This window comes from Rhodococcus sp. T2V (genome assembly GCF_029269925.1).
GTDB lineage: Bacteria > Actinomycetota > Actinomycetes > Mycobacteriales > Mycobacteriaceae > Rhodococcus_F > Rhodococcus_F koreensis.
The window spans coordinates 198,934-224,851 of record NZ_JARJBD010000002.1 but is presented as its reverse complement, the minus strand read 5'-3'; the positions used below and the strand labels follow the sequence as shown (position 1 = coordinate 224,851).

At 68.4% G+C, this 25,918-nt stretch carries 23 protein-coding genes; 9 read left to right on the top strand and 14 right to left on the bottom strand.

Features of this window, described 5'->3' with window-relative positions; translation table 11 throughout:
- Positions 1-30: 30 nt before the first annotated feature.
- From P3H15_RS03165 to P3H15_RS03150, 4 genes are all read right to left on the bottom strand, one after another.
- Complete coding sequence (locus tag P3H15_RS03165; RefSeq protein WP_276135903.1) at positions 31-1,821, bottom strand: long-chain fatty acid--CoA ligase; 1,791 nt, start codon at positions 1,819-1,821, stop codon at positions 31-33.
- Between the two features lie 139 nt (positions 1,822-1,960).
- Positions 1,961-2,665 carry a hypothetical protein gene (locus P3H15_RS03160; protein WP_015889827.1) on the bottom strand — a complete coding sequence of 235 codons (705 nt, stop codon included), beginning with the start codon at positions 2,663-2,665 and terminating at the stop codon, positions 1,961-1,963.
- A gap of 99 nt (positions 2,666-2,764) precedes the next feature.
- Positions 2,765-3,394 (bottom strand): phosphoribosyltransferase, encoded by a 630-nt coding sequence (locus P3H15_RS03155; protein ID WP_276135902.1) that lies wholly within the window; start codon positions 3,392-3,394, stop codon positions 2,765-2,767.
- A 59-nt stretch (positions 3,395-3,453) separates the two neighbouring features.
- Complete coding sequence (locus tag P3H15_RS03150; RefSeq protein WP_276135901.1) at positions 3,454-4,251, bottom strand: carbon-nitrogen hydrolase family protein; 798 nt, start codon at positions 4,249-4,251, stop codon at positions 3,454-3,456.
- 109 nt (positions 4,252-4,360) lie between these two features.
- Between P3H15_RS03150 and P3H15_RS03145 the strand changes: the two genes are divergently transcribed.
- Positions 4,361-6,127 carry a DEAD/DEAH box helicase gene (locus tag P3H15_RS03145; protein WP_276135900.1) on the top strand — a complete coding sequence of 589 codons (1,767 nt, stop codon included), beginning with the start codon at positions 4,361-4,363 and terminating at the stop codon, positions 6,125-6,127.
- A 33-nt stretch (positions 6,128-6,160) separates the two neighbouring features.
- On the opposite strand, the gene P3H15_RS03140 is transcribed toward P3H15_RS03145, so the two are convergent.
- Entirely contained in the window at positions 6,161-6,778 is a 618-nt protein-coding gene (locus P3H15_RS03140; RefSeq protein ID WP_276135899.1) for a hypothetical protein, read from the bottom strand.
- A gap of 87 nt (positions 6,779-6,865) precedes the next feature.
- On the bottom strand, positions 6,866-7,417 hold the full coding sequence (locus P3H15_RS03135; protein WP_276135898.1) for a DinB family protein: 552 nt from the start codon (positions 7,415-7,417) through the stop codon (positions 6,866-6,868).
- A 184-nt stretch (positions 7,418-7,601) separates the two neighbouring features.
- On the opposite strand from P3H15_RS03135, the gene treS reads away from it, so the two are divergent.
- Positions 7,602-9,458, top strand: a complete 1,857-nt coding sequence (treS, locus tag P3H15_RS03130) for a maltose alpha-D-glucosyltransferase (RefSeq protein ID WP_276135897.1) — start codon at positions 7,602-7,604, stop codon at positions 9,456-9,458.
- The gene (locus P3H15_RS03125; protein WP_276135896.1) at positions 9,455-10,858 is read left to right on the top strand and encodes a phosphotransferase; all 1,404 of its coding nucleotides are present in this window, start codon (positions 9,455-9,457) and stop codon (positions 10,856-10,858) included. Before treS ends, P3H15_RS03125 begins: the two co-directional genes overlap by 4 nt.
- Here P3H15_RS03125 and P3H15_RS03120 read toward each other — a convergent pair.
- From P3H15_RS03120 to P3H15_RS03100, 5 genes are all read right to left on the bottom strand, one after another.
- The gene (locus tag P3H15_RS03120; RefSeq protein WP_276135895.1) at positions 10,839-12,737 is read right to left on the bottom strand and encodes an ABC transporter ATP-binding protein; all 1,899 of its coding nucleotides are present in this window, start codon (positions 12,735-12,737) and stop codon (positions 10,839-10,841) included. The two genes, P3H15_RS03125 and P3H15_RS03120, sit on opposite strands and share 20 nt — an antisense overlap.
- A gap of 102 nt (positions 12,738-12,839) precedes the next feature.
- A complete protein-coding gene (locus tag P3H15_RS03115; RefSeq protein WP_276135894.1) occupies positions 12,840-13,442 on the bottom strand; it encodes a hypothetical protein in 603 nt (200 codons plus the stop codon).
- A gap of 24 nt (positions 13,443-13,466) precedes the next feature.
- Positions 13,467-13,895: a YchJ family protein gene (locus P3H15_RS03110; RefSeq protein WP_276135893.1), complete on the bottom strand. Its 429-nt coding sequence runs from the start codon at positions 13,893-13,895 to the stop codon at positions 13,467-13,469.
- Positions 13,892-15,454, bottom strand: coding sequence for a long-chain-fatty-acid--CoA ligase (locus P3H15_RS03105; RefSeq protein ID WP_276135892.1), 1,563 nt, complete (start codon positions 15,452-15,454; stop codon positions 13,892-13,894). The genes P3H15_RS03110 and P3H15_RS03105 overlap by 4 nt, the downstream gene beginning before the upstream one ends.
- A gap of 72 nt (positions 15,455-15,526) precedes the next feature.
- The gene (locus tag P3H15_RS03100) at positions 15,527-16,351 is read right to left on the bottom strand and encodes a hypothetical protein (RefSeq protein WP_276135891.1); all 825 of its coding nucleotides are present in this window, start codon (positions 16,349-16,351) and stop codon (positions 15,527-15,529) included.
- Positions 16,352-16,588: 237 nt separating this feature from the next.
- Here P3H15_RS03100 and P3H15_RS03095 point away from each other — a divergent pair, with 237 nt between their 5' ends.
- The 4 genes from P3H15_RS03095 to P3H15_RS03080 all read left to right on the top strand — a co-directional run bounded on the left by P3H15_RS03095 (position 16,589) and on the right by P3H15_RS03080 (position 21,965).
- Positions 16,589-17,362 carry an ABC transporter ATP-binding protein gene (locus P3H15_RS03095; protein WP_276135890.1) on the top strand — a complete coding sequence of 258 codons (774 nt, stop codon included), beginning with the start codon at positions 16,589-16,591 and terminating at the stop codon, positions 17,360-17,362.
- A 4-nt stretch (positions 17,363-17,366) separates the two neighbouring features.
- The gene (locus P3H15_RS03090) at positions 17,367-19,898 is read left to right on the top strand and encodes an ABC transporter permease (RefSeq protein WP_276135889.1); all 2,532 of its coding nucleotides are present in this window, start codon (positions 17,367-17,369) and stop codon (positions 19,896-19,898) included.
- Positions 19,899-19,977: 79 nt separating this feature from the next.
- The gene (locus tag P3H15_RS03085; RefSeq protein WP_276135888.1) at positions 19,978-21,159 is read left to right on the top strand and encodes an NAD(P)/FAD-dependent oxidoreductase; all 1,182 of its coding nucleotides are present in this window, start codon (positions 19,978-19,980) and stop codon (positions 21,157-21,159) included.
- 32 nt (positions 21,160-21,191) lie between these two features.
- On the top strand, positions 21,192-21,965 hold the full coding sequence (locus P3H15_RS03080; RefSeq protein ID WP_276135887.1) for a glutamate racemase: 774 nt from the start codon (positions 21,192-21,194) through the stop codon (positions 21,963-21,965).
- Here the strand turns inward: P3H15_RS03080 and P3H15_RS03075 are convergent.
- Together P3H15_RS03075 and P3H15_RS03070 are read right to left on the bottom strand one after the other, a co-directional pair.
- Positions 21,953-22,606, bottom strand: coding sequence for a TetR/AcrR family transcriptional regulator (locus P3H15_RS03075; RefSeq protein ID WP_276135886.1), 654 nt, complete (start codon positions 22,604-22,606; stop codon positions 21,953-21,955). The two genes, P3H15_RS03080 and P3H15_RS03075, sit on opposite strands and share 13 nt — an antisense overlap.
- 86 nt (positions 22,607-22,692) lie before the next feature.
- Complete coding sequence (locus tag P3H15_RS03070; protein WP_276135885.1) at positions 22,693-23,058, bottom strand: SPW repeat protein; 366 nt, start codon at positions 23,056-23,058, stop codon at positions 22,693-22,695.
- Between the two features lie 161 nt (positions 23,059-23,219).
- On the opposite strand from P3H15_RS03070, the gene P3H15_RS03065 reads away from it, so the two are divergent.
- Positions 23,220-23,948, top strand: a complete 729-nt coding sequence (locus tag P3H15_RS03065; protein WP_276135884.1) for a DNA alkylation repair protein — start codon at positions 23,220-23,222, stop codon at positions 23,946-23,948.
- 25 nt (positions 23,949-23,973) lie between these two features.
- Positions 23,974-24,570 carry a CHAP domain-containing protein gene (locus tag P3H15_RS03060; RefSeq protein WP_276135883.1) on the top strand — a complete coding sequence of 199 codons (597 nt, stop codon included), beginning with the start codon at positions 23,974-23,976 and terminating at the stop codon, positions 24,568-24,570.
- Positions 24,571-24,578: 8 nt separating this feature from the next.
- Here P3H15_RS03060 and P3H15_RS03055 read toward each other — a convergent pair whose 3' ends face one another.
- The gene (locus P3H15_RS03055; protein WP_276135882.1) at positions 24,579-25,634 is read right to left on the bottom strand and encodes a ferredoxin--NADP reductase; all 1,056 of its coding nucleotides are present in this window, start codon (positions 25,632-25,634) and stop codon (positions 24,579-24,581) included.
- Positions 25,635-25,918 lie beyond the last annotated feature (284 nt).

Sequence of the window (25,918 nt, the reverse complement as noted above, 5' to 3'; positions counted from 1 at the left end):
TCCGTAACCACTCACGGGCGGCGGAGCCGCTTACGCGTAGATGGCCTCGATGGCCGCGCCGTGCTCCTTGTGGATGACGTTGCGCTTGAGCTTCAGCGTGGGCGTGAGCTCACCGGTCTCCTGCGTGAAGTCGACCTCGAGGATGCGGTACTTCTTGATCCGCTCCGGGTTGGACACCTTCTTGTTGCCCTCGGCGACGGCCTCGTCGATCTCGGCGACCAGGTCGGGGTTCTTCACCAGTTCGGATACCGGGGTGTCGGCGGCCAGCCCGTGGCGTTCCTTCCAGCCTGGGAGGGTCTCGGAGTCGAGGGTGATGAGCGCGCCGATGAACGGCTTGCCGTCGCCGACCACGAGGCACTGGCTGATCAGCGGGTGCGCGCGGAGGGCGTCCTCGAGGACCGCGGGCGCGACGTTCTTGCCGCCCGCGGTGACGATGATTTCCTTCTTGCGGCCGGTGATCGAGATGTAGCCCTCTTCGTCGATCGAGCCGAGGTCGCCGGTGTGGAACCAGCCGTCCCGGATCGAATCCGCGGTGGCCTGATCGTTGTGCCAGTACCCGCCGAACACGACGGGACCCTTCAGGAGCAGTTCGCTGTCCTCGCCGATCTTGGCGGCGTGGCCGTCGATCGGCTTGCCGACGGTGCCGACCTTCTGTGCGCGGGTGGTGTTCACCGAGATGGCGGCGCTGGTCTCGGTGAGACCGTAGCCCTCGTACACCGGGACGCCGATGCCGCGGAAGAAGTGACCGAGGCGTGCACCGAGCGCGGCGCCGCCGGAGACGGCGCGGTCGCACTCGCCGCCGAGCGCGGTGCGCAGCTTCGAGTAGACGAGCTTGTCGAACAGGGCGTGCTTGAGCTTGAGGCCCAGCCCGGCTCCGCCGGTGTCCTGCGCCTCGCTGTACGCGATCGCCGTGGCGGACGCCTTCTCGAAGATGCTGCCCTTGCCGCCGTCGTACGCCTTCTGCTTGGCGGAGTTGTAGACCTTTTCGAACACGCGCGGCACGGACAGGATGAAGTGCGGCTTGAACGCGGCGAACTGGTCGAGCAGCGTCGTGAGGTCGGCGGTGTGCGCGACCGTGACCTTGGCGTCGAACGCCCCGAACGAGATGGCGCGGGCGAAGACGTGCGCGAGGGGCAGGAACATCAGGGTGCGCCTGCCCGCGTACATCGCGTCGCTGAGCGCCAGCTTCACGGCCGCGGACTCCGCGTAGAAGTTGGAGTGCGTCAACTGCACGCCCTTGGGGCGGCCCGTGGTGCCCGACGTGTAGATGAGGGTCGCGGGGGACGACGCGCGCACCTGGTGGCGACGCTCGTGCAGTTGCTCGTCGGTGACGCCCTCGCCGCGCTTCGACAGTTCCTCGATCGCGCCCGCGCCCTCGATCTGCAGGACCTCGCGCAGGTCGGGGGCGCCGTCGGTGACGACCTTCAGCGCGTCGGCCTGCTTCGCGTTCTCGACGACCAGCAGCGACGTGCCGGAGTCCTCGAGGATCCACTTGGCCTGATCGGGTGCGGACGTTTCGTAGATGGCGACGGTGCATCCGCCCGCCGTCCAGATCGCGTAGTCGATGACGACCCACTCGTACCGGGTCGCGGAGAGGATCGCGACGCGGTCACCGAGTTCGATGCCCGAAGCGATGAGGCCCTTCGCGACGGCAGAGACCTGCTGCGCGAACTCGGCTGCGGTGACGTCTACCCATCCACCGTTGCCCGGGCGCTTGAACGGAACGAACTTCGGGTCTTCCTCGGCATGACGGAAGACCGTGTCCGCCATGGAGGCGTCCTCCGGAATTGAGAACGACTGCGGTACCGAGAATTCACGCACTATGACCCCTCCACTGAAACGACATGACGGATGTGCATTCGATCACATTTGTCCTAGTTTCGCACCAGGACCGATGTCCGTTATGTGTATTTCTGTTCTGACCAGCGGAGATTAGTGTAACTCGGCGTAACCGGATAACTCAGGCGGCCTCTTCGAGGCGGCGCGAGTTGGCGGACAGCCAGCGCCGGATCGCGTAGTTCAACTGGTCCGGATCGACGCCGAGTTCCGTCGCGGTCGCCTCGAGAATCTCCTCGGCCAGGCCGTCGTCGGTGGCTTCCGAGATGCCGAGCGCGCCGCTGATGAAGACGTCCGCCACCCGGTTCGGCCGCACCCCGGGGATGCCGGCGAGCATCAGGAAGTGCGCCCACGTGACGTCGCTGCTCTCCCCGCACACCTCGATCCACGCATCGTGTATCTGCTCCAGAGCGGCTTCGTCGCGGGCGGCCTCGAGGAGGTCGTCGATGCTGTTGATGCGCAGCTGGTGTAGGCGCTCCGCTGCCAGCTGGATGTGGCGTGCCTCGATCGGCACGCCCGTGGCGGTGTACCGCCGCTTGTACGAGCCGACCTTGCCCGCCCACTGATCCGAGCTGCCCGCCTCCTCGAACGTGCGGAGCAGGTCGCGGGCGCCGTCGGTGAGGGGCTGATCGGGGTGTGCCCGCCGGTACGCCAGGTAGCGGTCGACGACGGCGACCTCGCTGTGCCCGGCGCTCGACTGCACCGATTCGATGATGCAGAGCGCGAGGCTGTGCCGGTAGGCATCGGAGGTGACCCAGCCGGACGGGTCGCCCAATCGGTCGCGGCAAGCGGTGACGACGGTTTCGACGGTATCGGCAGAGACGGTCACGAGATCCTCCAAAGGCAGTCTGTTCTGTGCTCTGTCCGGTGTATCGACAGGGCCTCCGGGAACGTTGCACTGGAGCTGAAGATTCCTCGAGAACGACCGTCAGCGAGGCATCAAAAGGTCTGTGACCTCGGTGTCCGAGAGTTGATGGAAATCGGCGTACGCGTTGCCGACGCCGCCGAGATCGGCTGGGGTGTAGGGGCAGACCACCTCGTCGGCGGTTACGCGCAGCCGGCCGACGGCCTCGGGAGCGGCCACCGGGACCGCGACGATCACCCGCGCCGCGCCCAGCTTCTTCACCGACTGGCAGGCCACCGCTGCGGTCGCGCCCGTGGCCATGCCGTCGTCGACGAGAACCGCGACGCGGCCCCTCAGCGACGCCCGCGGCCTGCCGCCGCGCAGCACCCGTGCCCGCCGCTCGAGTTCGTGGCGCTCCTTCGCCTCCACCATGGCGAGCGACGTCTTGCTGACCCGGGCGATGCGGAGAACGTCGTCGTTGATCACCCGGGACTCGCCCTCGCCGATCGCGCCCATCGCGAGTTCCGGCTGCCACGGGACGCCCAGTTTGCGGACGAGCACGACGTCGAGGGGTGCCGACAGGGCCGCGGCGATCTCGAATGCGACGGGGACGCCGCCGCGCGGCAGTCCGAGCACCACCAGGTCGGTTCCGCGCAGGTGGTCCAGTGCGGCGGCCAGTCGGCGACCGGCGTCGGCGCGACTGGTGTACAACATCGAACGCTCCGTGATCGTGGAGAACGGCTCGCCTCCGACGCTACTCCCGATCGGGGCGCTCAGATCTCGCTGACGGTGAATCGGCGCAGGGCGAGGGCGGGATTCTTCTCCCGCACCTCGGTGATCCGCTCCGCATCGACCGCCGCGACCGCGGTGCCCACCCGCTCACCGAGCGACACGAGGGTCACACCCATCGGGTCGACGATCATGCTGTTTCCGGCCCCGGTGCGCGCGCTCTGATCGGCGGCCGCCACGTACACGGTGTTCTCGATCGCGCGCGCCCGGATCAGGGTGGACCAGTGATCCTCCTTGAGCGGTCCGGGCACCCACTGCGCCGGCAGCAGCAGCACGTCGGCGCCCGCGTCGACGATCCGCCGGGTGACCTCGGGAAACCGGAGGTCGTAGCAGGTCTGCATTCCGAACGTGAGGCCGTCGACGGCGAACGTCTCCGGGGCGCCGATCTCCCCGGCGCGGATGACGTCGGATTCCTTGTAGCCGAACGCGTCGTACAGGTGGAGTTTTCGGTACGTGGCGACGATGTCGCCGCCGGGCCCGAGCGCGACGAGGGTGTTGGAGATGCGGTCGTCCCCGGGCAGCGCCTCGTTGACTCCCGCCACCAGGTGGACGTCGAGTTCCTTTGCGGTCGCGGCCAGCCCGCCGACGAACTCGCCGTCCAGGGCCTCTGCCGATTCGACGATCCGCTCGTCCGTTCTGGGCGCCGTGAACATCGCGTACTCCGGCGCCACCACCACCTTCGCGCCGCGGCCCGCGGCCTCGGCGGCGAGCGTGCGGACGGTGCGCAGGTTCTCCTGCTTGTCCTGACCGGGAGCGAACTGAATGACAGCGACATCGACCATGCCGTCCACGCTAGGCGACGACCGCGCGGCGGGTGTCTCCCGTCCCGGTCGCCGCCGATTTCCGCGGCGTGGCGTTGCAGTGTGGACTCGTGCACTAAACTGCTGGTCAATGAGTGATATCGAGCGTGACCCCGAACCCCCCACTTTTGCCGACCTCGACATCGACGATCGGGTCTTGAAGGCACTGTCCGATGTGGGCTACGAGTCGCCCTCGCCGATTCAGGCCGCCACCATTCCGCCGCTCCTCGCAGGCAACGACGTCGTCGGCCTGGCGCAGACCGGCACCGGCAAGACCGCTGCGTTCGCGGTGCCGATCCTCTCGAAGATCGACCTGACGCAGAAGTCGCCGCAGGCGTTGGTCCTGGCGCCGACGCGGGAACTGGCCCTGCAGGTCGCGGAGGCGTTCGGCAAGTACTCCGCCCACATCCCCGGCCTGCACGTGCTGCCGATCTACGGCGGGCAGAGCTACGGCGTCCAGCTGTCGGGGCTCCGGCGCGGCGCGCACGTCGTCGTGGGCACGCCCGGCCGGGTGATCGACCACCTGGAGAAGGGCACCCTCGACCTGTCCAAGCTCTCCTACCTCGTCCTGGACGAGGCCGACGAGATGCTGAAGATGGGGTTCCAGGAGGACGTCGAGCGCATCCTCTCCGACACCCCCGAATACAAGCAGGTCGCCCTGTTCTCGGCCACCATGCCGGGCGCCATCCGCAAGATCTCGAAGCAGTACCTGCACGATCCGGTCGAGATCACGGTGAAGTCGAAGACGTCGACGGCGTCCAACATCTCGCAGCGGTACGTGCAGGTGGCGCACCAGCGCAAACTCGACGCGCTCACGCGCGTTCTCGAGGTCGAGGACTTCGGCGCCATGATCATCTTCGTGCGCACCAAGCAGGCCACCGAAGACCTGGCGGAACGACTGCGTTCACGCGGCTTCTCGGCCGCGGCCATCAACGGTGACATCGTGCAGGCGCAGCGTGAGCGGACCATCGGCCAGCTCAAGAGCGGCGCCCTCGACATCCTCGTCGCCACCGACGTGGCTGCGCGTGGCCTGGACGTCGACCGCATCTCCCACGTCGTCAACTACGACATCCCGCACGACACGGAGTCGTACGTCCACCGGATCGGCCGCACCGGCCGCGCCGGACGAGCGGGCGAGGCGTTGCTGTTCGTAGCGCCACGCGAACGGCACCTGCTCAAGGCCATCGAGAGGGCGACCCGTCAGCCGCTCGCGGAGATGCAGCTGCCCAGCGTCGACGACGTCAACGCGCAGCGTGTGTCCAAGTTCGGCGACTCGATCACCGAGAGCCTGACCTCCGATAACCTGGCGTTGTTCCGCAAGATGATCGAGGACTACGAGCAGGAGCATGACGTTCCGCTCGCCGATATCGCCGCCGCGCTCGCGGTGCAGTCGCGTGACGGTGAGGCGTTCCTCATGGCGCCCGAACCGCCGCCCGCGCCCCGCCGTGAACGTGAACCCCGTGAGCCCCGCCCGCCGCGCCGTTTCGACGACGGTCCTCCGACCCGCTCGCGCGGACCGGAAGGCCAGGAGCTCGCGACGTACCGCATCGCGGTCGGCAAGCGGCACCGGGTGGTGCCGGGCGCGATCGTCGGTGCCATCGCGAACGAGGGCGGGCTACGGCGCAGCGACTTCGGGCACATCAGCATCCGCCCGGACCACAGCCTGGTGGAATTGCCCGCCGACCTGTCCAGCGAGACCCTCGAGGCTTTGCGCCGCACCCGGATCTCCGGTGTGCTGATCCAGCTGCAGCCCGACTCGGGGCCGCCGGCGGGTCGTCCGGGCCGTGGTGGCCGCGACGACCGGGCCGGCGGAAAATTCCAGCGTGACCGGGACAACAGGAAAAGGCCGCGCGAGTAGTCCTCGCGCGGCCCTGACCGGGGTCCCCGGCGGTTACGCCGGGGGAGCGGGCTGCGCAGCCTCGGCGGGCAGCGGGCCCTCCTCGGGAACGAAGAACGAACCGACGGTCGGCAGCACGTAGCAGGTCGCGCTGGTGTAGTCGACGGTGCCGAAGATCGATGCCACGACGGTGCCCGCGCCCGTTGCCACCACCTTGTTCAGCGCGGGGTAGCCGTCTTCCGTGAGCCCGTCGAGGGGCAGGATGCCGCTGCCTCCGGTGCTGGTGTTGATCCAGGCGACGTTCAGTCCCGACGACTTCACGACACCGGGATAGGCGGACAGGGCCTGGAAGCTGATCTCGTGCGCTTTCACCTCGGCGGTGGGCCCGGTGGTGCCCGACGCCAGCGTCAGCGTGACCGGTGCGAGGGTGCCGCATCCCACGGTCGGTGCGGTGTAGAAGAACGGTGTGTTCTCGCCCGCGACGTCACGCAGCACGGTCGACGTGGCCAGCGCCTCGACCGCGGCCTTCTCCTCGGGCTCGTCGGCCTGGGTGCGGAGTTCGGCGAGTCCGGGGACGTCGGGGGTGGCCGGGTCCGCCGCTGCCGTGCCCGCGAGGCCGAAGGCCGCGATACCGACCGTTGCCGTCGCGATCGTGCGTCGCATCACGCTCATACCGTCCACCTGAACTCCTCATGGTCTCGTTCGGGCAGCTCTGCAGCGCCGCCCGAGCGGAGAACTTACCCGAGAGCGAGGAAACAGTCAGGACCAGCTGCCGCCGCCGGCCAGCGTATCGGCCCGCGCGCCGTCGAGAGACTGCCGGATGACGTCGGCGTGACCGGCGTGCCGGGCGAGTTCCTCGATCTGGTGCAGCAGCATGTAACGCACTGTGAACACGACTCCCGACGCCATCCACTGCGCCACGTCGGCGGGCAGGTCGATGTCGCGGTCCAGGTCGGTTTCGGCGGCGACCGCGGCCTCGGTGGCGCGCTGCGCGGCGTCGAAGCGGGCGAGAAGGACGTCGACGGTCTCGTCCTCGGCGACGTTCCATGCCGCCATCCACGCAGCCACCGGATCGTCGCCGGCACTGCGCGGGGTCCCGGTGATGCGGGCGGTCATCGCCTCCTCGCCGTCGATCACATGTTTGAGGACGGACGCCAGACTCATCTCGCTGGCGCTGGGCACGCTGCGGACCTGCTCCTCCGTCAGGCCGGACACCGCGTTGCGGAACGCGGTGCGCTGGTTGTCCAGCATGAGGAGAAGGAGTCCGCGCTCGTCGGAAATGGGGGCCGGGGTGCTGGGTGTCTCGTTCATGCATTCAGTGTTGCGCGGATAGCGGACACCTACTGTCCTCGATCGCGGAGTTGTCGACATCTTCGGTGGGCCGCGTGTCGGGCTGGGCGCGTTCCCAGCAGTCCGGGCAGGACCGACCTACGATCGAGGCACGTGTCCGGGGAACGTCCCTGTTCCTGTGATCGAGTCGCAAACCGAGGTGCTTATGCCCCTGGAAGATTCGTCGTCGGCCTTCGCCGGCCCGTCCCGTGAGGGTGCCGCACCACCGGAACACGACCTCGAAGGCCACATCATCGAGGCCCGTTCCGAGGACTTCTTCCACGCCAGAGAACTGCAGGTCGACAACGAGTGGTTCAAGACCGCGGTGTTCTACGAGGTTCTGGTGCGCGCGTTCTTCGACTCGTCGGGGGACGGAACGGGCGATCTCCGAGGGCTGACGTCGAAACTCGACTACCTGTCCTGGCTCGGCGTCGACTGTCTGTGGCTGCCACCGTTCTACGACTCACCGCTGCGCGACGGCGGATACGACATCCGCGACTTCCGCGCCGTGCTGCCGGAATTCGGGACGGTCGAGGACTTCGTCCAACTCTTCGATCAGGCGCACCGTCGTGGGATCAGGGTCATCACGGACCTGGTCATGAACCACACGTCCGACACCCACGCCTGGTTCCAGGAGTCGCGCAACGACCCCGACGGCCCGTACGGCGACTTCTACGTCTGGTCCGACCGCGACGAACAGTATCCGGACGCGCGGATCATCTTCGTCGACACGGAGACGTCCAACTGGACGTGGGATCCGGTGCGCAAGCAGTACTACTGGCACCGCTTCTTCTCCCATCAGCCGGATCTGAACTACGACAATCCCGACGTCCAGGACGCGATGATCGACGTGCTGCGGTTCTGGCTGGACCTCGGAATCGACGGATTTCGGCTGGACGCGGTGCCCTACCTGTTCGAGCGGGAGGGCACCAACTGCGAGAACCTGCCCGAGACCCACGCGTTCCTCAAGAAGTGCAGAGCGGTCATCGACGCCGAGTACCCGGGGCGGGCGCTGCTCGCCGAAGCCAACCAGTGGCCGTCGGACGTCGTGGAGTACTTCGGGGAGCCCACTGTCGGCGACGAGTGCCACATGGCGTTCCACTTCCCGCTGATGCCGCGCATCTTCATGGCGGTGCGGCGGCAGAACCGTTTTCCGATCTCCGAGATCCTCGCGCAGACCCCGCCGATTCCGAGTTCGTGCCAATGGGGAATCTTCCTCCGGAACCACGACGAGTTGACGCTCGAAATGGTGTCGGACGAGGAGCGTGACTACATGTATTCCGAGTACGCGCAGGACCCGCGGATGAAGGCGAACATCGGCATCCGGCGGCGCCTCGCGCCGCTGCTCGAGAACGACCGCAACCAGCTCGAGCTGTTCACCGCGCTGCTGCTGAGCCTGCCGGGTTCGCCCGTCCTCTACTACGGTGACGAGATCGGCATGGGCGACAATATCTGGCTCGGCGACCGCGACTCGGTGCGGACGCCGATGCAGTGGACGCCCGACCGCAACGCCGGATTCTCCCGCGCCGACCCGGCGCGGATGTATCTGCCGGTCATCATGGACCCCACGTACGGCTATCAGTCGGTGAACGTCGAGTCGCAGATGAACTCGACCAACTCGTTGCTGCACTGGACCCGCCGGCTGATCCAGGTTCGCAAGCAGCACCCGGCGTTCGGAACGGCCTCGTTCACAGAACTCGGCAGCGCGAACCCGGCCGTGTTGTCGTATGTGCGGGAGACCCCGCCGAGCGAGGACCGCCCGTACAGCGACGTCATCCTGTGCGTCAACAACCTGTCCCGGTTCCCGCAGGCGGTGATCCTGGACCTCACCCAGTTCGCCGGCCGAATCCCCGTGGAGCTCACCGGCTCCGTTCCCTTTCCCACCATCGGGGACGACGGGTACATGATCACGCTGCCCGGTCACGGCTTCTTCTGGTTCGCGCTGCAACCGGATCCCACAACCGATGGCGCGGTGAGCGGACACCCGGTCAGCAGCGAAGCGGAACAGGCGGTGCAGCAGTGAACGAACCCACCAGTGGACGCATTCCCGACGAGACCCTCGAACGGCAACTCGTCCGGTGGTTGCCGGACCGGAGGTGGTTTGCCGCGAAGGGCAACACCATCTCGGCGGTGCGGATCCTGCTCCGCCACGAGCTGACGTCGGTCTTCGGGTTCTCCGCCGAGCACCTGCTGGTGTCGGTGGAATTCGAGGCGGGCCCGGCGCAGGTGTACCAGGTGCCGCTGGGGTTCCGCAGTCATCTGCCCGAGGACCTCGAACCGTGGGCGTTGCCGGACGGCGACGGCAACGGCATGATCGCGTACGACGGACTGCACGACGCCGAGGTCATCACCCTGTACGCGGACCTGCTGGCAGAGGCACAGGGTTCCGGGCCGGTGCAGTTGAAGACCGTGCCGGGCACGGTGATCGAACCGGGACTGCGCGGGCGAACCCTCGGCGCGGAGCAGTCGAACACGTCGGTGGTGCTGGGGGAGAAGTTGCTGATGAAGATCTTCCGCCTGGTCACCCCCGGGGTGAATCCCGACGTGGAACTCCATCTGGCGCTCGCCGGCGCGGGCAGTGAATACGTGGCGACCTTGCGGGCGTGGATGGAGACCGATGTCGCCGGGATTCTCACCACGCTCGCGATGGTGCAGGACTTCGAGGCCAATTCGGCGGACGGGTGGAGCATGGCGCTCGGCAGCGTTCGCGACCTCCTCATCGAGGCGGATCTCCACGCCGCGGAGTTGGGGACGGACTTCGCCGGTGAGTCCCATCGCATGGGCGCCGCCGTCGCCGAGGTGCACTCGACGCTGGCGCGTGCGCTGGGTGCGGAGGAGCGGCAAGTGGCGTCGACGACGGTGGAGGCGATGAAGCGCAGGCTGGACGCCGCCACCGCAATCGTTCCCGAACTGGGGGAGGTGGCCGCCGCGGTGCGGGACAAGTTCGCCGAGGCGGAAGCGCTGGGCGCCACCGCCGTCCAGCGGATTCACGGAGACCTGCACCTCGGTCAGGTGCTGCGGACACCGGAGCGGTGGCTGCTCATCGACTTCGAGGGCGAGCCCGCCAAGACGCTCGACGAGCGGCGGGAACGGGACAGTCCGTTGCGGGACGTCGCGGGAATGTTGCGGTCCTTCGACTACGCCGCCCACCACCTGCTGGCCGATTCGGTGCCGATGGGGGCGATGGGAGCGGCGTCGCAACGGGACTTCCGCGCGAGGGAATGGGCCCAGCGCAACGCCGACGCCTTCTGCGAGGGCTACGCCTCGGTGTCGGGCACCGATCCGCGAGAGGCGGCGGCGTTGCTCCGGGCCTACGAACTCGACAAGGCGGTGTACGAGACCGTCTACGAGGCGAGGAACCGCCCGCAGTGGATCGGCTTGCCCCTCTCCGCCATTCGCAGACTCACCGCAGCACCTCGGTGAGGGCCGGGGACGAGACCGTGCCCGTGTCGAACTGGGTGCGGTACAGCTCTTCGTACCGGCCGCCCGCGGCGAGCAGTTCGGAGTGTGTGCCCCGTTCGACGATGCGCCCGGCCTCGACCACGAGGATCAGATCGGCCGCGCGGACGGTCGACAACCGGTGGGCGATCACCACGGCGGTGCGGCCGGTGAGGGCCTCGCCCAGCGCCTCCTGGACGGCGGCCTCGGACGTGGAGTCCAGGTGCGCCGTCGCTTCGTCGAGGATGACCACCCGCGGATGCGCGAGCAGCAGGCGAGCGATGGTCAGCCGCTGGCGTTCGCCGCCGGACAGTCGGTAGCCGCGTTCGCCGACCACCGTGTCGAGGCCGTCGGGAAGGGCGGCGACGAGGTCGGTGAGCCGGGCGCGTTCCAGGACCTCCGCGAGTTCGGCCGGCGTGGCGCCGGGGCGGGCGAGCAAGAGGTTGGCCCGCACGGTGTCGTGGAAGAGGTGCCCGTCCTGTGTCACCATTCCGACGGTGGCCCGGAGGGAGTCGGCGGTCAGGTCCCGCACGTCGACCCCGCCGAGTTTCACCGAGCCCGCGTCCGCGTCGTAGAGCCGGGGAACCAGTTGGGCGATGGTGGACTTGCCGGCCCCGGACGATCCCACCAGGGCGACCATCTGTCCGGGTTCGGCGCGGAACGACAGTCGGTGCAGCACGTCGACGCCGCCTCGGGTGTCGAGGGTCGCGACCTCTTCGAGCGACGCCAGCGACACCTTGTCGGCCGAGGGATACGCGAACTCCACGGAGTCGAACTCCACCGACACCGGGCCCTCGGGCACCGCGACCGCGTCGGGCTTCTCGGCGATCAGCGGTTTCAGGTCGAGGACCTCGAAGACGCGCTCGAAGCTCACCAGCGCGCTCATCACGTCCATGCGTGCGCTGGCCAGCGCGGTGAGGGGCGAGTACAGGCGGGTGAGCAGCATCGCCATCGCGACCACCGCTCCCGCGTCGAGTTGTCCGCGCAGTGCGTAGAACCCGCCCAGTCCGTAGACGAGGGCCAGCGCGAGCGCCGAGACGAGGGTGAGCGCGGTGACGAACACCGACTGCAGCATGGCCGTGCGGACGCCGATGTTCCGCACCCGCCGCGCGCGGACCGCGAATTCGGCGGACTCCTCCGACGGACGGCCGAACAGCTTGACGAGCGTGGCGCCCGGCGCCGAGAACCGCTCCGTCATCTGGGTGCTCATCACCGAATTGTGGTTGGCCGCCTCACGATTGAGTTGTGCGAGCCGCGCGCCCATCGTGCGGGCGGGCAGGACGAAGATCGGCAGCAGCAGCAGTGCGCACAGCGTGATCTGCCAGGAGATCCCGATCATGACGATCAGCGTGATGCCCAGCGTGACCAGGTTGGACACCACACCCGACAGGGTGTCGCTGAACGCGCGCTGCGCACCGATCACGTCGTTGTTGAGGCGGCTGACCAGCGCGCCGGTGCGGGTGCGGGTGAAGAAGGCGATCGGCATCCGCTGCACGTGGTCGAACACGGCGGTGCGCAGGTCGAGGATCAGGTCCTCGCCGATGCTCGCCGACAACCACCGCGTCCACAGCGCGAGGGCGGATTCGAGGACGGCGATGACCGCGATGAGCGCCGCGAGACGCACGATCACGGACACCGCGTCGCCGCCGACGATGGCGTTGACGACGCGGCCCGCCAGCACCGGGGTGGCGACGGCCAGCGCGGCCGTGACGACGCTGAGCAGCAGGTACCACGCGAGGTTGCGGCGGTGCGGCCGGGCGAAACGGGCGATCCGCCGTAACGTCGTCCGGGAGAAGGGGCGTCGATCTTCCTGGGCGTGCATCGCGTTGTACATGGCGTTCCACGCCGTGACTTCCATGCTCATGCCGGCGGCCTCCTGTCGCTGTCCCCCCACGGTAGAGCCGGGGTATGACACGACCGTAGAACCTCTACTTAACTCGAGGTCAAGCCGCGGGCGCGGGAAGCGTCACTTCGCTACGTCGACGACCACCCGCGTCGGATCGGACAGCGCGGACACCGTGAACGGACGGCCGGGTGCGCTCACGCCGATGAACGACTGGGTGACGCCTTCGAACACGAGCGCACCGTTTACCTCGGTCACCGTGCCGCCGGGAACACCGGGCACCGGGTTGGGGCCCGAGTAGCCCTCCACGTCGCTGTCGAACGGGTACGCCGAGCCGTCGATCTGCACCTGCAGGATGCCGTTGCCCGACACCGGGATCGTTTTGCCGCTGCCGTCCTGCACGGCCTGGTCCACGTATTCGACCCGCCAGCCCGGGGTGCCCTTGCCGCCGAGTTCGTACACCACGCGGTCGAATCCCTCGTGCGCGCCGACGCGGACGTCGGTGACGGTGAGCTTCGCGGACTCGGACGCCGCGGACGACTTCGGTGACGCGTCGGTCGGGATCGGTGCAGACTCGGATTCGAGTGCGCTGCCGGTGGTGGCCGCGGCGGCGGGCGACGTCGCCGCCACACTGCTGGCGGAGTTCGACTCCGAGCATCCGGTGAGTGTCAGGGCCAGCGCGCAGGCGGCGAACGCGGCGAAGGGGCCGATCCGGTGGTTGATCATGATCCGATCGTAAGCCGGGGCCGATCAGAGACGCGGGAGCCCCGGGCGTGGCGTCGCGATCGCGTCCAGGTACAGCCAGTTGCCGTCCTCGCGGACGAATCGGCTGTTCTCGTGCAGCGATTCGCGGTGGCCGTCCAGTACGTAGTGCGCACGGAACTCGACGGTGCCGGTGGTGTCGAGCAGACCGCCGCCGGTCGTGCCCAGGATGTCGAGGCGGGTCCAGCGCTGCTCGGGATCGAGGTCCAGATCCGCGGGCCGCGTGCTCGGATGCCACGTCGCGAGGAGATAGTCGGCGTCCAGCACCGCGAACGCGCTGAACCGGGATCGCATCAGGCGCTCGGCCGTGGGCGCCTTCGCCTCGCCGCGGTGATACCTCCCGCAGCACTCGTCGTACGGTTCACCGAGCAGGCAGGGGCATCGACTGGTCACGGTCCCAGTATGGACGGCGGTCACACGAGCTTGTGGGTGCGGTCCTTCCAGTACGGCGCGCGCAGTTCCCGCTTCAGGATCTTGCCGGTGGGGTTGCGCGGCAGCAGGTCGACGACGTCGACCGTCGTCGGGCACTTGAACTTCGCCAGTCGCTGACGGGTGTAGTGGATCAGTTCGTCCGGTTCGATGCTGCTTCCGGTCACCGGCACCACGACGGCCTTGACCGTCTCACCCCAGTGGTCGTCGGGCACGCCGATCACCGCGACCTCCGCCACCGCCGGGTGTTCGACGAGGACCCGTTCGATCTCGGGGGAGTACACGTTCTCGCCGCCGGTGATGATCATGTCCTTCAGCCGGTCCTCGATGAACACGAAACCGTCGGCGTCCGCGCGGCCCATGTCGCCGCTGCGCAACCACCCGTCCGCGGTGATCGCCTCCGCCGTCGCCTCGGGTTTGCCCAGATAGCCGGGCGTGCGCTGGTCCGATCGCCACCACAACTCCCCGGTCTGACCGGTGGCGACGTCCTCGGCGGTGGCCGGGTCCACGATGCGCATCTCCACACCGGGAATGGGCTGTCCCGCCGACGCCATCCTTGCCTCCTGCGACTCGTCGCGATGCACGTCCGGCAGGAGTGCGGTGACCACACCCGCGCATTCGGTCATTCCGTACACCTGGACGAACTCCGCCTCCGGCCAGGCGGCGAGCGCGCTGCGCAGCAACGGCAGCGGCATCGGGGCGGCGCCGTACGTGATGCGGTGCAGCGCGCCGAACGCGGCCACGGCCTGCTCGCCCGCGGCGAGCACCCCGGCGATCACCGGCGGCACGAGGAACGCGATGTTCGCACCGGCCGCGAGCGCACCGAACAGCGACGGCGCGTCGGCTTCCCTCGTGAAATGGCAGCGGGCGCCGGCGTGCACACCCATGATCGCGTAGCAACTCCCACCGACGTGGAACAGCGGCATGGCGACGAGCAGACAGTCGTCGTGCCGTGCGGGCAGGATGTCGAGCACCGCAGTGCTGTGCGCGATCAGGTTGCGGTGCGTCAGCTGAACGCCCTTGGGCCTGCCCGTGGTTCCCGAGCTGTAGAGGATCAGCGCGGTGGCCTCCGCGGCGACCTTGGGCCTCGACGACAGGACGGACGCCTCGGCGAGCCACGGTTCGAACTCGTCGTGCTCCCCGCCGACGGTGATGATCTGCTCGATGCCGGTCAGCCGGTCCCGCAAGGCCATGACTTGCTGGAGGAACTCGTTGCCCACGAACAGGATTCGAGCCTTGCAGTCGTTGATCACGTAGTCGAGTTCCTCGCCGGCCAGTCGCCAGTTGGGCACCGCGGCCGCCGCGCCGAGGAGGGAGGCGGCGTAGGTGACCTCGAGGCAGGACAGGTGGTTCTTGTCGACGAACGCGACCGTGTCGCCCGCCCCGATTCCGCCCTCCGCCAAGGCTCCCGCGACGTGCAGGATCCGGTCGTGCCACCCGGACCACGTGTAGTCGGCGCCCTGGAACTGCACGGCGACGTCGTCCGGTCGAACCTGCGCCCAGTGCGCGAGTCGGTCGAAGATGATCTGGTTCTCGGCGTCCGACATGCGCCCACCTCTCGTCTGTGACGTCAGTCACATCAGGCTAGTAGCCGGTGCTCCGATCAGTGACGTTTTGCCTCATGCGGTCGAACTGCTTCGGCTCCGTGTGCCCGCGCGTCGCAACGCGGCGCTGCCGAGGGCGCCCACCACGATCAGGGTGATGCCCAGCCAGTCGGGGTCGTTGTCGGTGACGAGCATCGCAATCCCCACGCCGATCACGTACGGCGGCAGGAAGTCGAACAGCTTGACGAGCGGCGGCGCCACCTCTTCCGGTTCCCCGGATTCCCGCGGAGCCTGCGCGCTCGCCACGTCCGGATACCACTCGGTGAAGGACAGCGCGAACAGCAACGCCCCGATCGGAATGATCCAGCCCGTCCAGAAATTGTCCGGCTGGTCGAGGACGAGGTCGCCGTACAGTCCGGATGCCGCCGACACCGTGAAGGACAGCGCCCACACCAGGGTGATGAGCTGGTTGACCTTCAGGAACAGCGGCGAGGTCCAATACTCCTCGGGTGTAGTCTCTTTGGCGTACGGCAGGGTGAACGGATTGCGCAGCAACAGCGAGCCGAACGCGAACGCGACGAGCGCCAGACTCGACATCTCACCCGACCACTTCTCCAGCCAGGTGATCAGGCTGTCGGAGGCGAACAGTCCGATCACGGCGAGGCAGCCGAAATAGACGATGTCGAACACTTCCATGGGTTTGAGGCTTCCGCCGCGGCGGTGGCTGAGGAACAGGAACAGGATCGACAACCCGAGAGCGGTGGCGACCGATTCCTCGAACCGCCCGGGGCCGGACAGCAGCGACATCACGATCCACGGCGCCAGGCCGGCGAACGGTGATTGGAGGAACGCGTCGAGGAAACGCGATCCCGCCCGGGGTGTGGGGGGTTCGATGGCCATGAGGGCTCTCCTTCGCACCGGCGATACCCGAATTCTCCCAGGTCGGCACATCCGTTGTGGGCGTTTCCGGCCGGGGCGCCGTGTCCGGGATCACGTCCCGGCGGGCCGAAGATCAGGGTGGTCCCTGATGGCGGGCCGCCGCGGGTGTCGACAAGATGGAGGAGTGCGCCGCGCGTGCACCGTCCCGGCCCGTCACCACGGGGCCGGACCGCCACGAGAGAATGACGAAAGGCGATCATGAGCACGCATGCCCCCGCTGTCGCTGCCCGTGCTGTCGAGCTGTCCAAGACGTACGGCACCGGCGACACCCAGGTCCACGCGCTCAGCGCGGTATCCGCGGAGTTCGCCCGTGGTGAGTTCACCGCGATCATGGGACCGTCCGGTTCCGGCAAGTCGACGCTGATGCACTGCCTGGCCGGCCTCGACGCCGCCAGTTCGGGTTCCGTCCTCATCGGCGACACCGAGTTGACGACGCTGACCGACAAGCAGATGACCCAACTGCGACGCGACCGCATCGGCTTCGTGTTCCAGGCGTTCAACCTGGTGCCGACGCTGACGGCGCTGGAGAACATCACCCTTCCGCTGGACATCGCGGGCCGCAAGCCGGACGCCGCGTGGCTCGAGAACGTGCTGACCACACTCGGGCTGCAGGACCGTCTCGAGCACCGCCCGGGGGAGTTGTCCGGAGGTCAGCAGCAGCGGGTCGCGTGTGCCCGCGCACTCGCCGGACAGCCGGAGATCATCTTCGGCGACGAGCCCACCGGCAACCTCGACTCGAAGTCCTCGGGCGAGGTGCTGTCGATCCTGCGGGCCGCGGTGGACGAATTCCACCAGACCGTCGTCATCGTCACCCACGACCCCCGCGCGGCCGCCTACGCCGACCGGGTGGTGTTCCTCGCCGACGGCAAGATCGTCGACGAACTGCGTGAGCCGACGGCCGATTCGGTTCTCGACACGATGAAGCGACTCGACGAGCCCGCCCACGCCCTCACGTCCGACGCGGCGGTCTGACCGCATGGCGTCCACATCCGGTGCGCCGATGCGCAAGGTGTCGCTGCGCAACCTGGCGGCACACAAGGTCCGGCTGGCACTGACGGTGCTGTCCGTGGTGCTCGGCACTGCGTTCGTCGCCGGTTCCTTCGTCTTCACCGACACCCTCCAGAAGACGTTCGATTCGATCTTCGAGAACACCGCGCAAGGCGTCGACGTCCGGGTGTCGAGCGAGGAGCGCAACTCCAGCGGGGTGCCCCTCGAGGACCTCGACACCATCACGGCCCTGGACGGGGTGCGCGCGGTGGCACCGGCCGTCAGCGGGCAGATCGTCCTCATCGGCTCCGACGGCGCCGCCGTCCAGACAGGCGGTGCGCCGAGCATCGGGGAGTCGTACCTGCCGCCGGGTCAGGCGCTCGGTGAGCCCGACGAGTACGTGCAGGGAACCCCGCCCGCGCAGGCCGGTCAGATCGCCGTCAACGCCAGTGCCGCCGAACGCGCGCAACTCGTTGTCGGCGACACCACCAAGGTTCTCGTGCCCGCCCGCGGCATGATCGACGTCACCGTTTCCGGCATCTATGACACCGGGAACGAGACCGGTGGTTTCATCGGCGCCACGTTCGTCGACTCGCAGGCCCGGGAACTGTTCACCGACGGCAAGCACGTCGAGTACATCGACGTCGCCGGGACGGGCGTGTCGCAGGGCGACCTGCGCGACGAGATCGCCGCGGCGCTCCCCGACGCGAAGGTCCAGACCGGCGACGAGGTGCGCGAGGAGACCAAGGCGCAGGTGACGGAGGCGCTGAGCTTCATCAACTACTTCCTGCTCGCGTTCGGGGCGATCGCGCTGCTCGTCGGCACGTTCATCATCTACAACACGTTCTCGATGATCGTCGCGCAGCGTCTGCGCGAACTCGCGCTGCTCCGCGCGATCGGCGCGAGCCGCAAGCAGGTGGGGCGTTCCGTCGTCTTCGAGGCCCTCGTGGTCGGTGTCATCGGCAGCGCGATCGGGATCGCTGCCGGCGTCGGGCTGGCCTACGGGCTGCGGTCCCTGCTGAACGCGTTCGACGTCGGACTGCCCGAGGGGCCGCTGCAGGTGGGTCCGCGCACGATCCTCATCGCCCTCGTGGTCGGAGTCCTCGTGACGACGGTCAGCGCGTACGCACCCGCCCGGCGCGCCTCCAAGGTGCCGCCCGTCGCGGCAATGCGTGAGGAATTCGCGTCCACCGGTGACTCACTGCACGTGCGCACCATCGCCGGTGCCGTCCTCGGTGTCCTCGGAGCCGTGGGACTCGTGATCGGTTCGCGGGGTACCGGTGGCGGTGCGGCGGCCGTCGTCGGCGCAGGTGCGCTCGGTCTGATCCTGGCCGTGCTGTTCGCCGCCCCCGCGTTGTCCCGGCCGATCGTCGGGGCGCTCGGAGCGGTGCTGGCCAAGCCGTTCGGCCCGGTCGGGCGCCTGGCCCGCACCAACGCCGTGCGCAATCCCCGTCGCACCGCCGCCACCGCGTTCGCGCTGACACTCGGACTGATGCTCGTATCCGTCATCGGGGTGTTCGGCGCATCCGCGAAGGCCAGCGTCAACCAGCTGGTCGACTCGGGGGTGTCCGCCGACTACGTGCTCACCGGTCCCAACCAGATCGGCGTGCCCAGCGGCGCGGCGCGGGCCGTGCGGAACCTCGACGACGTCCAGAGCGCCGCCGCCCTGCACCCGGTGTCCGTGACCGTCGACGACGAGCGGGAGCAGGGTGCGTCGCTGGACGGCCCCCTGGACGGCGTCCTCGACTACACGCTCGTCGAGGGCGGCGCCGACCTGACCGGCAACCACCTCGTCGTGTCCCAGACGACGGCCGCGCAGAAGGGCTGGACGCTGGGGACGACCGTCCCGATGACGAGCGCCGACGGGAAGGTCGTCGACGCCGAGGTCACCGGCGTCTTCGAAGACAACCAGCTGGTCGGTGACTGGCTCGTCTCGGACGACGTGTACCGGCAGGTCATGCCCGCCGCGACCATCCCCGATCTGGCCGTCCTCATCGACGCGAAGCCCGGTGCGGATCTGACGCAGCTGCGCGCCGACCTCGAATCCGCGACCAAGCAGTTCGTCGTCGTCCAGGTCCAGGACCGGGAACAGTTCAAGGGAACGCAGGGACAGCAGATCGACACGCTCCTCGCCATCCTCTACGGGCTGCTCGCACTCGCCGTGGTGATCGCGATCCTCGGCATCATCAACACGCTCGCGCTGTCGGTGGTCGAGCGCAGGCGGGAGATCGGCATGCTCCGCGCGGTCGGAATGCAGAGGTCCCAGATGCGCCGCACGATCTACCTGGAGTCGATGCTGATCGCGGTGTTCGGTGCGGCCGTCGGCGTGCTGCTCGGCATCGCGTTCGGCTGGGGCTTCGTCAGCACCCTGAAGGACCAGGGGCTCGGCCAGGTGACGGTGCCGTGGGGGCAGGTGGTCGCGATGCTCCTCGGATCCGGTGTGGTCGGTGTGTTCGCGGCACTGTGGCCGGCGAGCCGCGCCGCCCGCACCCGCCCGCTGGAGGCCATCGCCGACCTCTGACCCGCTCTGACCCGTGAGTACTTATTAACCGCCCGCGGTTGAGAAGTACTCACGGGCGCGCAGCGCCTAATGTGTTGGCGTGCAGAAAATTGTGATCGTCGGGGCGGGTCTGTCGGGCCTGCGCACCGCGGAGGAACTCCGGCGGGCCGGATACGAGGGTGATCTGATTCTTCTCGGAGGTGAACCGCACCTTCCCTACGACCGCCCGCCGCTGTCGAAGGAAGTGATGCGCGGGGAGAAGAGCGACACCACGCTCAAGCCGCGTGAGTTCTTCGACGAGAAGAACATCGAACTGCGGCTGGGCGTCGAGGCCGCCTCGGTGGACTCCGAATCCCGAATCCTGAGACTCGCCGACGGCAGCGAACTCGGCTACGACGAACTCGTGATCGCCACCGGTCTCGTGCCGCGGCGGATCCCGGGGCTGCCGGATCTCGCGGGCGTTCACGTTCTCCGTTCCATCGACGAGAGCCTGGCGTTGCGCGCGGACCTCGCCGAGGGCAGGCGCGCGCTGATCGTAGGGGCCGGATTCATCGGCTGCGAGCTGGCGGCGAGCATGCGGGCAGGCGGGCTCGACGTGGTGCTGGTCGAGCCGCAGCCGACGCCGCTCGCGTCCGTGCTCGGCGAGAAGATCGGGGGACTCGTCGCCCGGTTGCACACCGGCGAGGGAGTCGACCTGCGCGCCGGTGTCGGGCTCGCCTCGCTGGTGGGCACCGACCGGGTCACCGGGGCCGTCCTCGGTGACGGAACCGAGGTGGACGTCGACGTCGTGGCGATCGGGGTCGGCTCGGTGCCGGTCACCGCGTGGCTCGACGGCTCGGGTGTCGAACTGGACAACGGGGTGGTGTGCGACGGCGTCGGGCGCACGGCGGTCCCGCATGTGTGGGCGGTCGGCGACGTGGCCGCGTGGCAGCTGCAGGTAGGTGGCCGCCGGCGCGTCGAGCACTGGAGCAACGCCGGGGAGCAGGCGAAGATCCTCGCCGGGGCGCTGACCGGCACCGGCGACGAGAACGCCGCAGCTCAGGTGCCGTACTTCTGGAGCGACCAGTACGACATCAAGATCCAGGCCCTGGGCACGGTGGCGGCCACCGACGAGGTGCACGTGATCAAGGACGACGGCCGCAAGTTCCTCGCCTACTACGAACGGGACGGCATCCTGGCCGGTGTCGTCGGCGGCGGGATGGCGGGTGGTGTCATGAAGATGCGGGCGAAGATCGCGGCGGGAACTCCGATCGGTGAGGTCCTCGAGGCCGCGTCGGCGTAGGACCCGGGGCGGGGGCGCGATAGATTCTCCGGGTGATTGTTGCGCTCATCGACTCGGGTCTCGGCATGCTGCCGACGGCGGCGTGGTTGCGGAAGTTGCGACCTGAACTGGATCTGATCCTCGCGCTGGATCCGGACGGGGCCCCGTGGGGTCCCAAGCCGGAGCAGTGGGTGATCGACCGTGTTCTCGCGACCGCGCAGCGCAGCCTCGACCGCGGCGCCGAGGTGATCGTGCTGCCGTGCAACACGGCGAGCGTCACCGCGCTCGACCACGTCCGGGAACTCGTCGGACCGCAGGTTCCGGTCGTCGGGACGGTGCCGGCGATCAAACCGGCCGCCGCCGCGTTCGGGTCCGTCGCGGTCTGGGCGACCGCCGCGACGACGGCGAGCCGGTATCAGGCCGATCTGATCGAGAAGTTCGGGAACGGCAGTTCGGTGGTGGGGGTCGCCTGCCACGGTCTCGCGGAGGCCATCGACCGGGGGGAGCGGGACGCCGCGATCGCCGCCATCGCGTCCGCCGCGGAGCGGACGCCCGGCGACGTCGGCGGGGTGGTGCTGGGCTGCACCCACTACCCGTTGATGGCCGACGAGATCGCGGCGCAGCTGCCGGCCGGAGTGCGATTGTTCGACAGCGCCGAGGCGGTGGCGGCGCAGACCCTGCGCCGCATCGATGCGCTGAACCGGCCGAGCACGGGGGAGGGCACCGTCGAGGTGTTCCTCAGCGGCAGTCCCGGGCGGCTGCCCGCGAGCGCGGAGGCGTTCCCCGCCGGTCAGCTGCTGGCCGCGGGAACATCTCAGCCCAGCTGAACCATCCCGGCCGCCACCACCCGTGCGACGTTGCCGAGTTCCTCGCCGTGTTGTCGCGGCAGGTCGTCGAGGTCGTGCAAGCGGTCGTTGCCCGCGACGGAGAACATCGCGGCCACCCACGCCGTGGCGCAGGCCCGGAGCGTTCCGGGTTGCACGGGGTACGGCGAACTGGCCTGCAGCAGTCGCTCGGTGATGTCGCTGAGGTAGTCGCGGAACCGCCTCAGGTGGGCGCGGACGTCCGGGTGGGTCTCGGCCTCGCGCCAGATGATCACCCGCATCACCGACGAGTGGTGGTCGTGCAGATTCAGTGCGGTGTCGAGGTTGACGAGGCTGGCGGCGGGGTCACCCGGAGTCACCAGGGGGCCCACGTCGCCGAAGGGTTCGGTCGGCAGTCTCTCGGACAGCAGGGCCAGGAGGATGTCGGTCTTGGAGGGGAAGTAGTAGAACACCAGTCCTTTCGGGACGTGCGCGGCAGAGGCGATCGATGCGGTGGACGTGGCATCGAATCCGTGTACGGCGATGAGGGATTCGGCGGCGTCGAGGATCAGTTCCCGCGCGTCGCCGTCGATCTTCGCGCTGCGCCGCCGCCGGCCTTTCCGCGGTTGGGGGTTACCGGGCTTTCCGAGATGGGGTGCTGGCATGGGCCTTTCCCGACGTGAACGGCGGGGCGCAGGCCGTAAGCCTGCGCCCCGCCCCAATCGATGTTCTCGGTGCTGTGGTTCACAGATCAGTGATGCGTCGCCAGCCCTCCGTGTCCGTGCATCCGGGAACTCATCATCGGCATCCCCGTGACAGCCACGACGACTGCCAGGACACCGACGACCCATGCGGTCCACGCCGCGCCCGTGAATGCGTCGAAGTTCATCACCCACGGGGCGAGGAACAACAGCACTCCGAAGACGGCCATCGCGTACTCGGCCGCAGTCATCTCCGGGCGGCTCATATGGACGAGACCGGAGAGGGCCACGAGTACACCGAGGACGATGAGTGACCACATCGCGGCGTTGTTGGTGTCGAGCCACAACGGCGAGAGCGCCGCGAAGACTCCGATCACGATCGCCACCACATCTTGCATACGACTCCACGATCTCATGTCCGGCCTCCTCGAAATGGATTGTGTCCACTTCGAGTACACGCCTGATTGACCGCCCGATCAATACCTGATCCGTTGCATTCGGATAACACGAACCGCAGGTCGGAGCATGTTTCGTGATCTCCGCTCGGGCTGTCGGTGACGTGTGGGACAGTGCCTTCGTGACTTCCACCGCAGACGACGTGAAGCGTGCTCTCGCCGAGGTGTCGGACGAGGCCGACGCCGTCAATCTGGCACGGTTCTTCAAGACTGGTCCGGGGGAATACGGGGAGGGCGACGTCTTCATCGGCGTGCGGGTTCCCGGGACGCGCAGCGTGGTTCGCGCTCACGCCGATCTGGACCTGCCGGAGGTGACCGTGCTGCTCGACAGTCCGGTGCACGAGCACCGACTGGCGGGGCTGCTGGTACTCGTTACGCAGTTCGACCGGGCGACGAAGGCGGGCGACGACGCCGTCCGCGAGAAGATCGTGTCCTTCTACCTCGACCTGGTGATGCGGGGACGGGTGAACAACTGGGATCTGGTGGACGCGTCCGCCGACCGGATCCTGGGCGCGTGGCTGTACGACCGGCCGCGGGACCCGGTCTTCGAGCTGGCCGCGGACGACGACCTCTGGCGGCGCCGCGTCGCGCTGCTCAGCACGTTCGGGTTCATCCGCCGGGGTGACGCGTCCACGACGCTCGAGGTCGCGGAGTCCGTCCTCGGTGATCGCCGCGACCTTACGCAGAAGGCGACGGGATGGATGCTGCGCGAGGTCGGCAAGCGGGTCGACCGCGCCCTGCTGACCGGCTTCCTCGACCGGAACGCCGCGGCGATGGGGCGCACGGCCCTGACGTACGCGTGTGAGCACCTCACCGCCGAGGAGCGTGCGGGCTACCGCGCGATGCGCTGACCGGATTCCCGCTACATTCGGTGGCATGACTGCTCCCGCGCCCACGCGACGCCGCCGACGTGCCGGGCTGATCCTCGGCGCCGTCGTCGCGGTGATGGCCGTCGTGGCGGGAGGGGTGCTGTGGCTGGCCCCGGACCGCTACCTGCCGTGGGACACCGCCGAATTCCCGGCCGTCGACACGACCGCGCTGTCGCCGCAGCAGGCGCGGATCGTCGGGCTGCTCGAGGCCGAGCACGGCACGCAGCGGCCGGGGACGTTCTACTCCGAAGGGGTCGAGGAGCCCTGGTGCGCGGATTTCGTCAGCTGGATCATGCGGGAAGCGGGCCTGCCGCTGTCGAATCCGAATTCCGGGCACTGGCGGATCCCGGGTGTCTACACGTTGCAGGAGTACTACCAGTCGCAGTCGCGCTTCCAGGAGGTCGGCGACGGGTACCGCCCGGCGGTCGGGGACGTGGTGCTCTACGACAACAGCAGCTGGGTCGGCCAGCACACCAACATCGTCGTCGCCGTCGACGGTGACACCGCGACGACGGTCGGCGGCAACGAGTTCGGCCGGATCCGCGTGCACACGGTGGACTGGTCGACCGACTCCGCCGTCGTCGGTTTCGGCCGGCTCGGGTGAGCGGCCTTTCAGAATTCGATCTTGAGGTGATCGGTGACCGGACGGGCCTGGCAGCCCAGGATGTAGCCGCTCTCGATGTCCTCGGGGTCGAGGATTTCGCTGTTCTCCATCTCGACCTTGCCTTCGAGCACGGTGCACGCGCACGACCCGCACTCGCCCTCCTGGCAGGAGTAGGGCACGTCGATTCCCTCGGCCAGCATGATGTCGACGAGGGTCTGCTTGCGGGGCCAGCTCAGGCTGTGGATCTCGCCGTCGAGTTCCACCTCCACGGTGGCGGCGTCGGCGGCCTCGTCTTCGGTGACCTCGACGACGTCGGCGTCACGGAACGGGTCGCCGGCCAGCGAGTTGAACACTTCGGCGTGCACCTGGGTGCGCGGCATGCCGGCGTCGGCGAGGGCCTTGTGGATGGTGTCCATGAACGGCGCCGGTCCGCACATGAACGCCTCGTGTCCGAGGTAGGGGGCGACGGCGGAGGCGAGCTGGTCGACGCCGGGCAGTCCCTGGACCGTCTCGAGCCAGTGGATGGACACGAGCCGGGACGGGTACCGGCTCGCGAGTGTGCGCAGTTCCTCCGCGAAGATGACCGACTTCTCGTCGCGGTTCGCGTAGAAGAGCACGACCTTGCCGGACCCCTCGGTGAGGGCGGACTTGAGGATCGAGATGACCGGGGTGATGCCGCTGCCCGCCGCGAACAGCAGGAAGTCGTGGTCGAGTGACTTGGGGGTGAATACTCCCGACGGGGGGAGGACTTCGAGGGTGTCGCCGACGGCGACGTTGTCGCAGAGCCAGTTGGACCCGTACCCGTCGGCGGTCCGCTTGACGGTCACCTTGGGGGCGTCGTCGGTGAACGGCGAGCTGGCCAGCGAGTAGCAGCGGGCGACCGAGCCCGTGCGGTCGCTGGGGATGCGCAGGGTGAGGAACTGGCCCGGCTTGTAGGCGAACTTGCCTGCGAGGTCGGCCGGGACGTCGAAGACCAGTGACCGGGAATCGGGGGTTTCCTCGACCACGCCCGACACGGTGAGCACCACCGATCGTGAGCTGTGCGGCACCTCGACAGTCGTCATCGTGTGTGCAGTCCTTCCGTACTTCGCAGCGCCGGAACGCTCGCTTGCCTGCCCCAAGAATAGAACAGGTTCTAGTTTTTGCCTAGCTGTCCACTCCGTGCGGAGTGGACAGCCTACCGAGTGCCACCTCTCCGGCTCGGCCCGGCCGCACCTGCCCGATCGGGCAGTTTGTCCGCCGCGGTCGGACGGTTCGGGCTCGCAGGTCTGTAACCGGGGCCCGAACTGGGTCACAGTGGATTCCAGGTGAGACGCCGATCACATCTATTGCGTCCCCTTCCCCAACG

What these genes read in the sequence shown, in the direction of transcription:
- P3H15_RS03155 (WP_276135902.1), bottom strand. Translation starts at nt 3,394, where the DNA reads ATGTTGTACACCAGTCGCGCCGACGCCGGTCGCCGACTGGCCGCCGCA.
- P3H15_RS03150 (WP_276135901.1), bottom strand. Translation starts at nt 4,251, where the DNA reads ATGGTCGATGTCGCTGTCATTCAGTTCGCTCCCGGTCAGGACAAGCAG.
- P3H15_RS03145 (WP_276135900.1), top strand. Translation starts at nt 4,361, where the DNA reads ATGAGTGATATCGAGCGTGACCCCGAACCCCCCACTTTTGCCGACCTC.
- P3H15_RS03140 (WP_276135899.1), bottom strand. Translation starts at nt 6,778, where the DNA reads ATGAGCGTGATGCGACGCACGATCGCGACGGCAACGGTCGGTATCGCG.
- P3H15_RS03135 (WP_276135898.1), bottom strand. Translation starts at nt 7,417, where the DNA reads ATGAACGAGACACCCAGCACCCCGGCCCCCATTTCCGACGAGCGCGGA.
- treS (WP_276135897.1), top strand. Translation starts at nt 7,602, where the DNA reads ATGCCCCTGGAAGATTCGTCGTCGGCCTTCGCCGGCCCGTCCCGTGAG.
- P3H15_RS03120 (WP_276135895.1), bottom strand. Translation starts at nt 12,737, where the DNA reads ATGAGCATGGAAGTCACGGCGTGGAACGCCATGTACAACGCGATGCAC.
- P3H15_RS03115 (WP_276135894.1), bottom strand. Translation starts at nt 13,442, where the DNA reads ATGATCAACCACCGGATCGGCCCCTTCGCCGCGTTCGCCGCCTGCGCG.
- P3H15_RS03105 (WP_276135892.1), bottom strand. Translation starts at nt 15,454, where the DNA reads ATGTCGGACGCCGAGAACCAGATCATCTTCGACCGACTCGCGCACTGG.
- P3H15_RS03100 (WP_276135891.1), bottom strand. Translation starts at nt 16,351, where the DNA reads ATGGCCATCGAACCCCCCACACCCCGGGCGGGATCGCGTTTCCTCGAC.
- P3H15_RS03095 (WP_276135890.1), top strand. Translation starts at nt 16,589, where the DNA reads ATGAGCACGCATGCCCCCGCTGTCGCTGCCCGTGCTGTCGAGCTGTCC.
- P3H15_RS03090 (WP_276135889.1), top strand. Translation starts at nt 17,367, where the DNA reads ATGGCGTCCACATCCGGTGCGCCGATGCGCAAGGTGTCGCTGCGCAAC.
- P3H15_RS03075 (WP_276135886.1), bottom strand. Translation starts at nt 22,606, where the DNA reads ATGCCAGCACCCCATCTCGGAAAGCCCGGTAACCCCCAACCGCGGAAA.
- P3H15_RS03070 (WP_276135885.1), bottom strand. Translation starts at nt 23,058, where the DNA reads ATGAGATCGTGGAGTCGTATGCAAGATGTGGTGGCGATCGTGATCGGA.
- P3H15_RS03060 (WP_276135883.1), top strand. Translation starts at nt 23,974, where the DNA reads ATGACTGCTCCCGCGCCCACGCGACGCCGCCGACGTGCCGGGCTGATC.
- P3H15_RS03055 (WP_276135882.1), bottom strand. Translation starts at nt 25,634, where the DNA reads ATGACGACTGTCGAGGTGCCGCACAGCTCACGATCGGTGGTGCTCACC.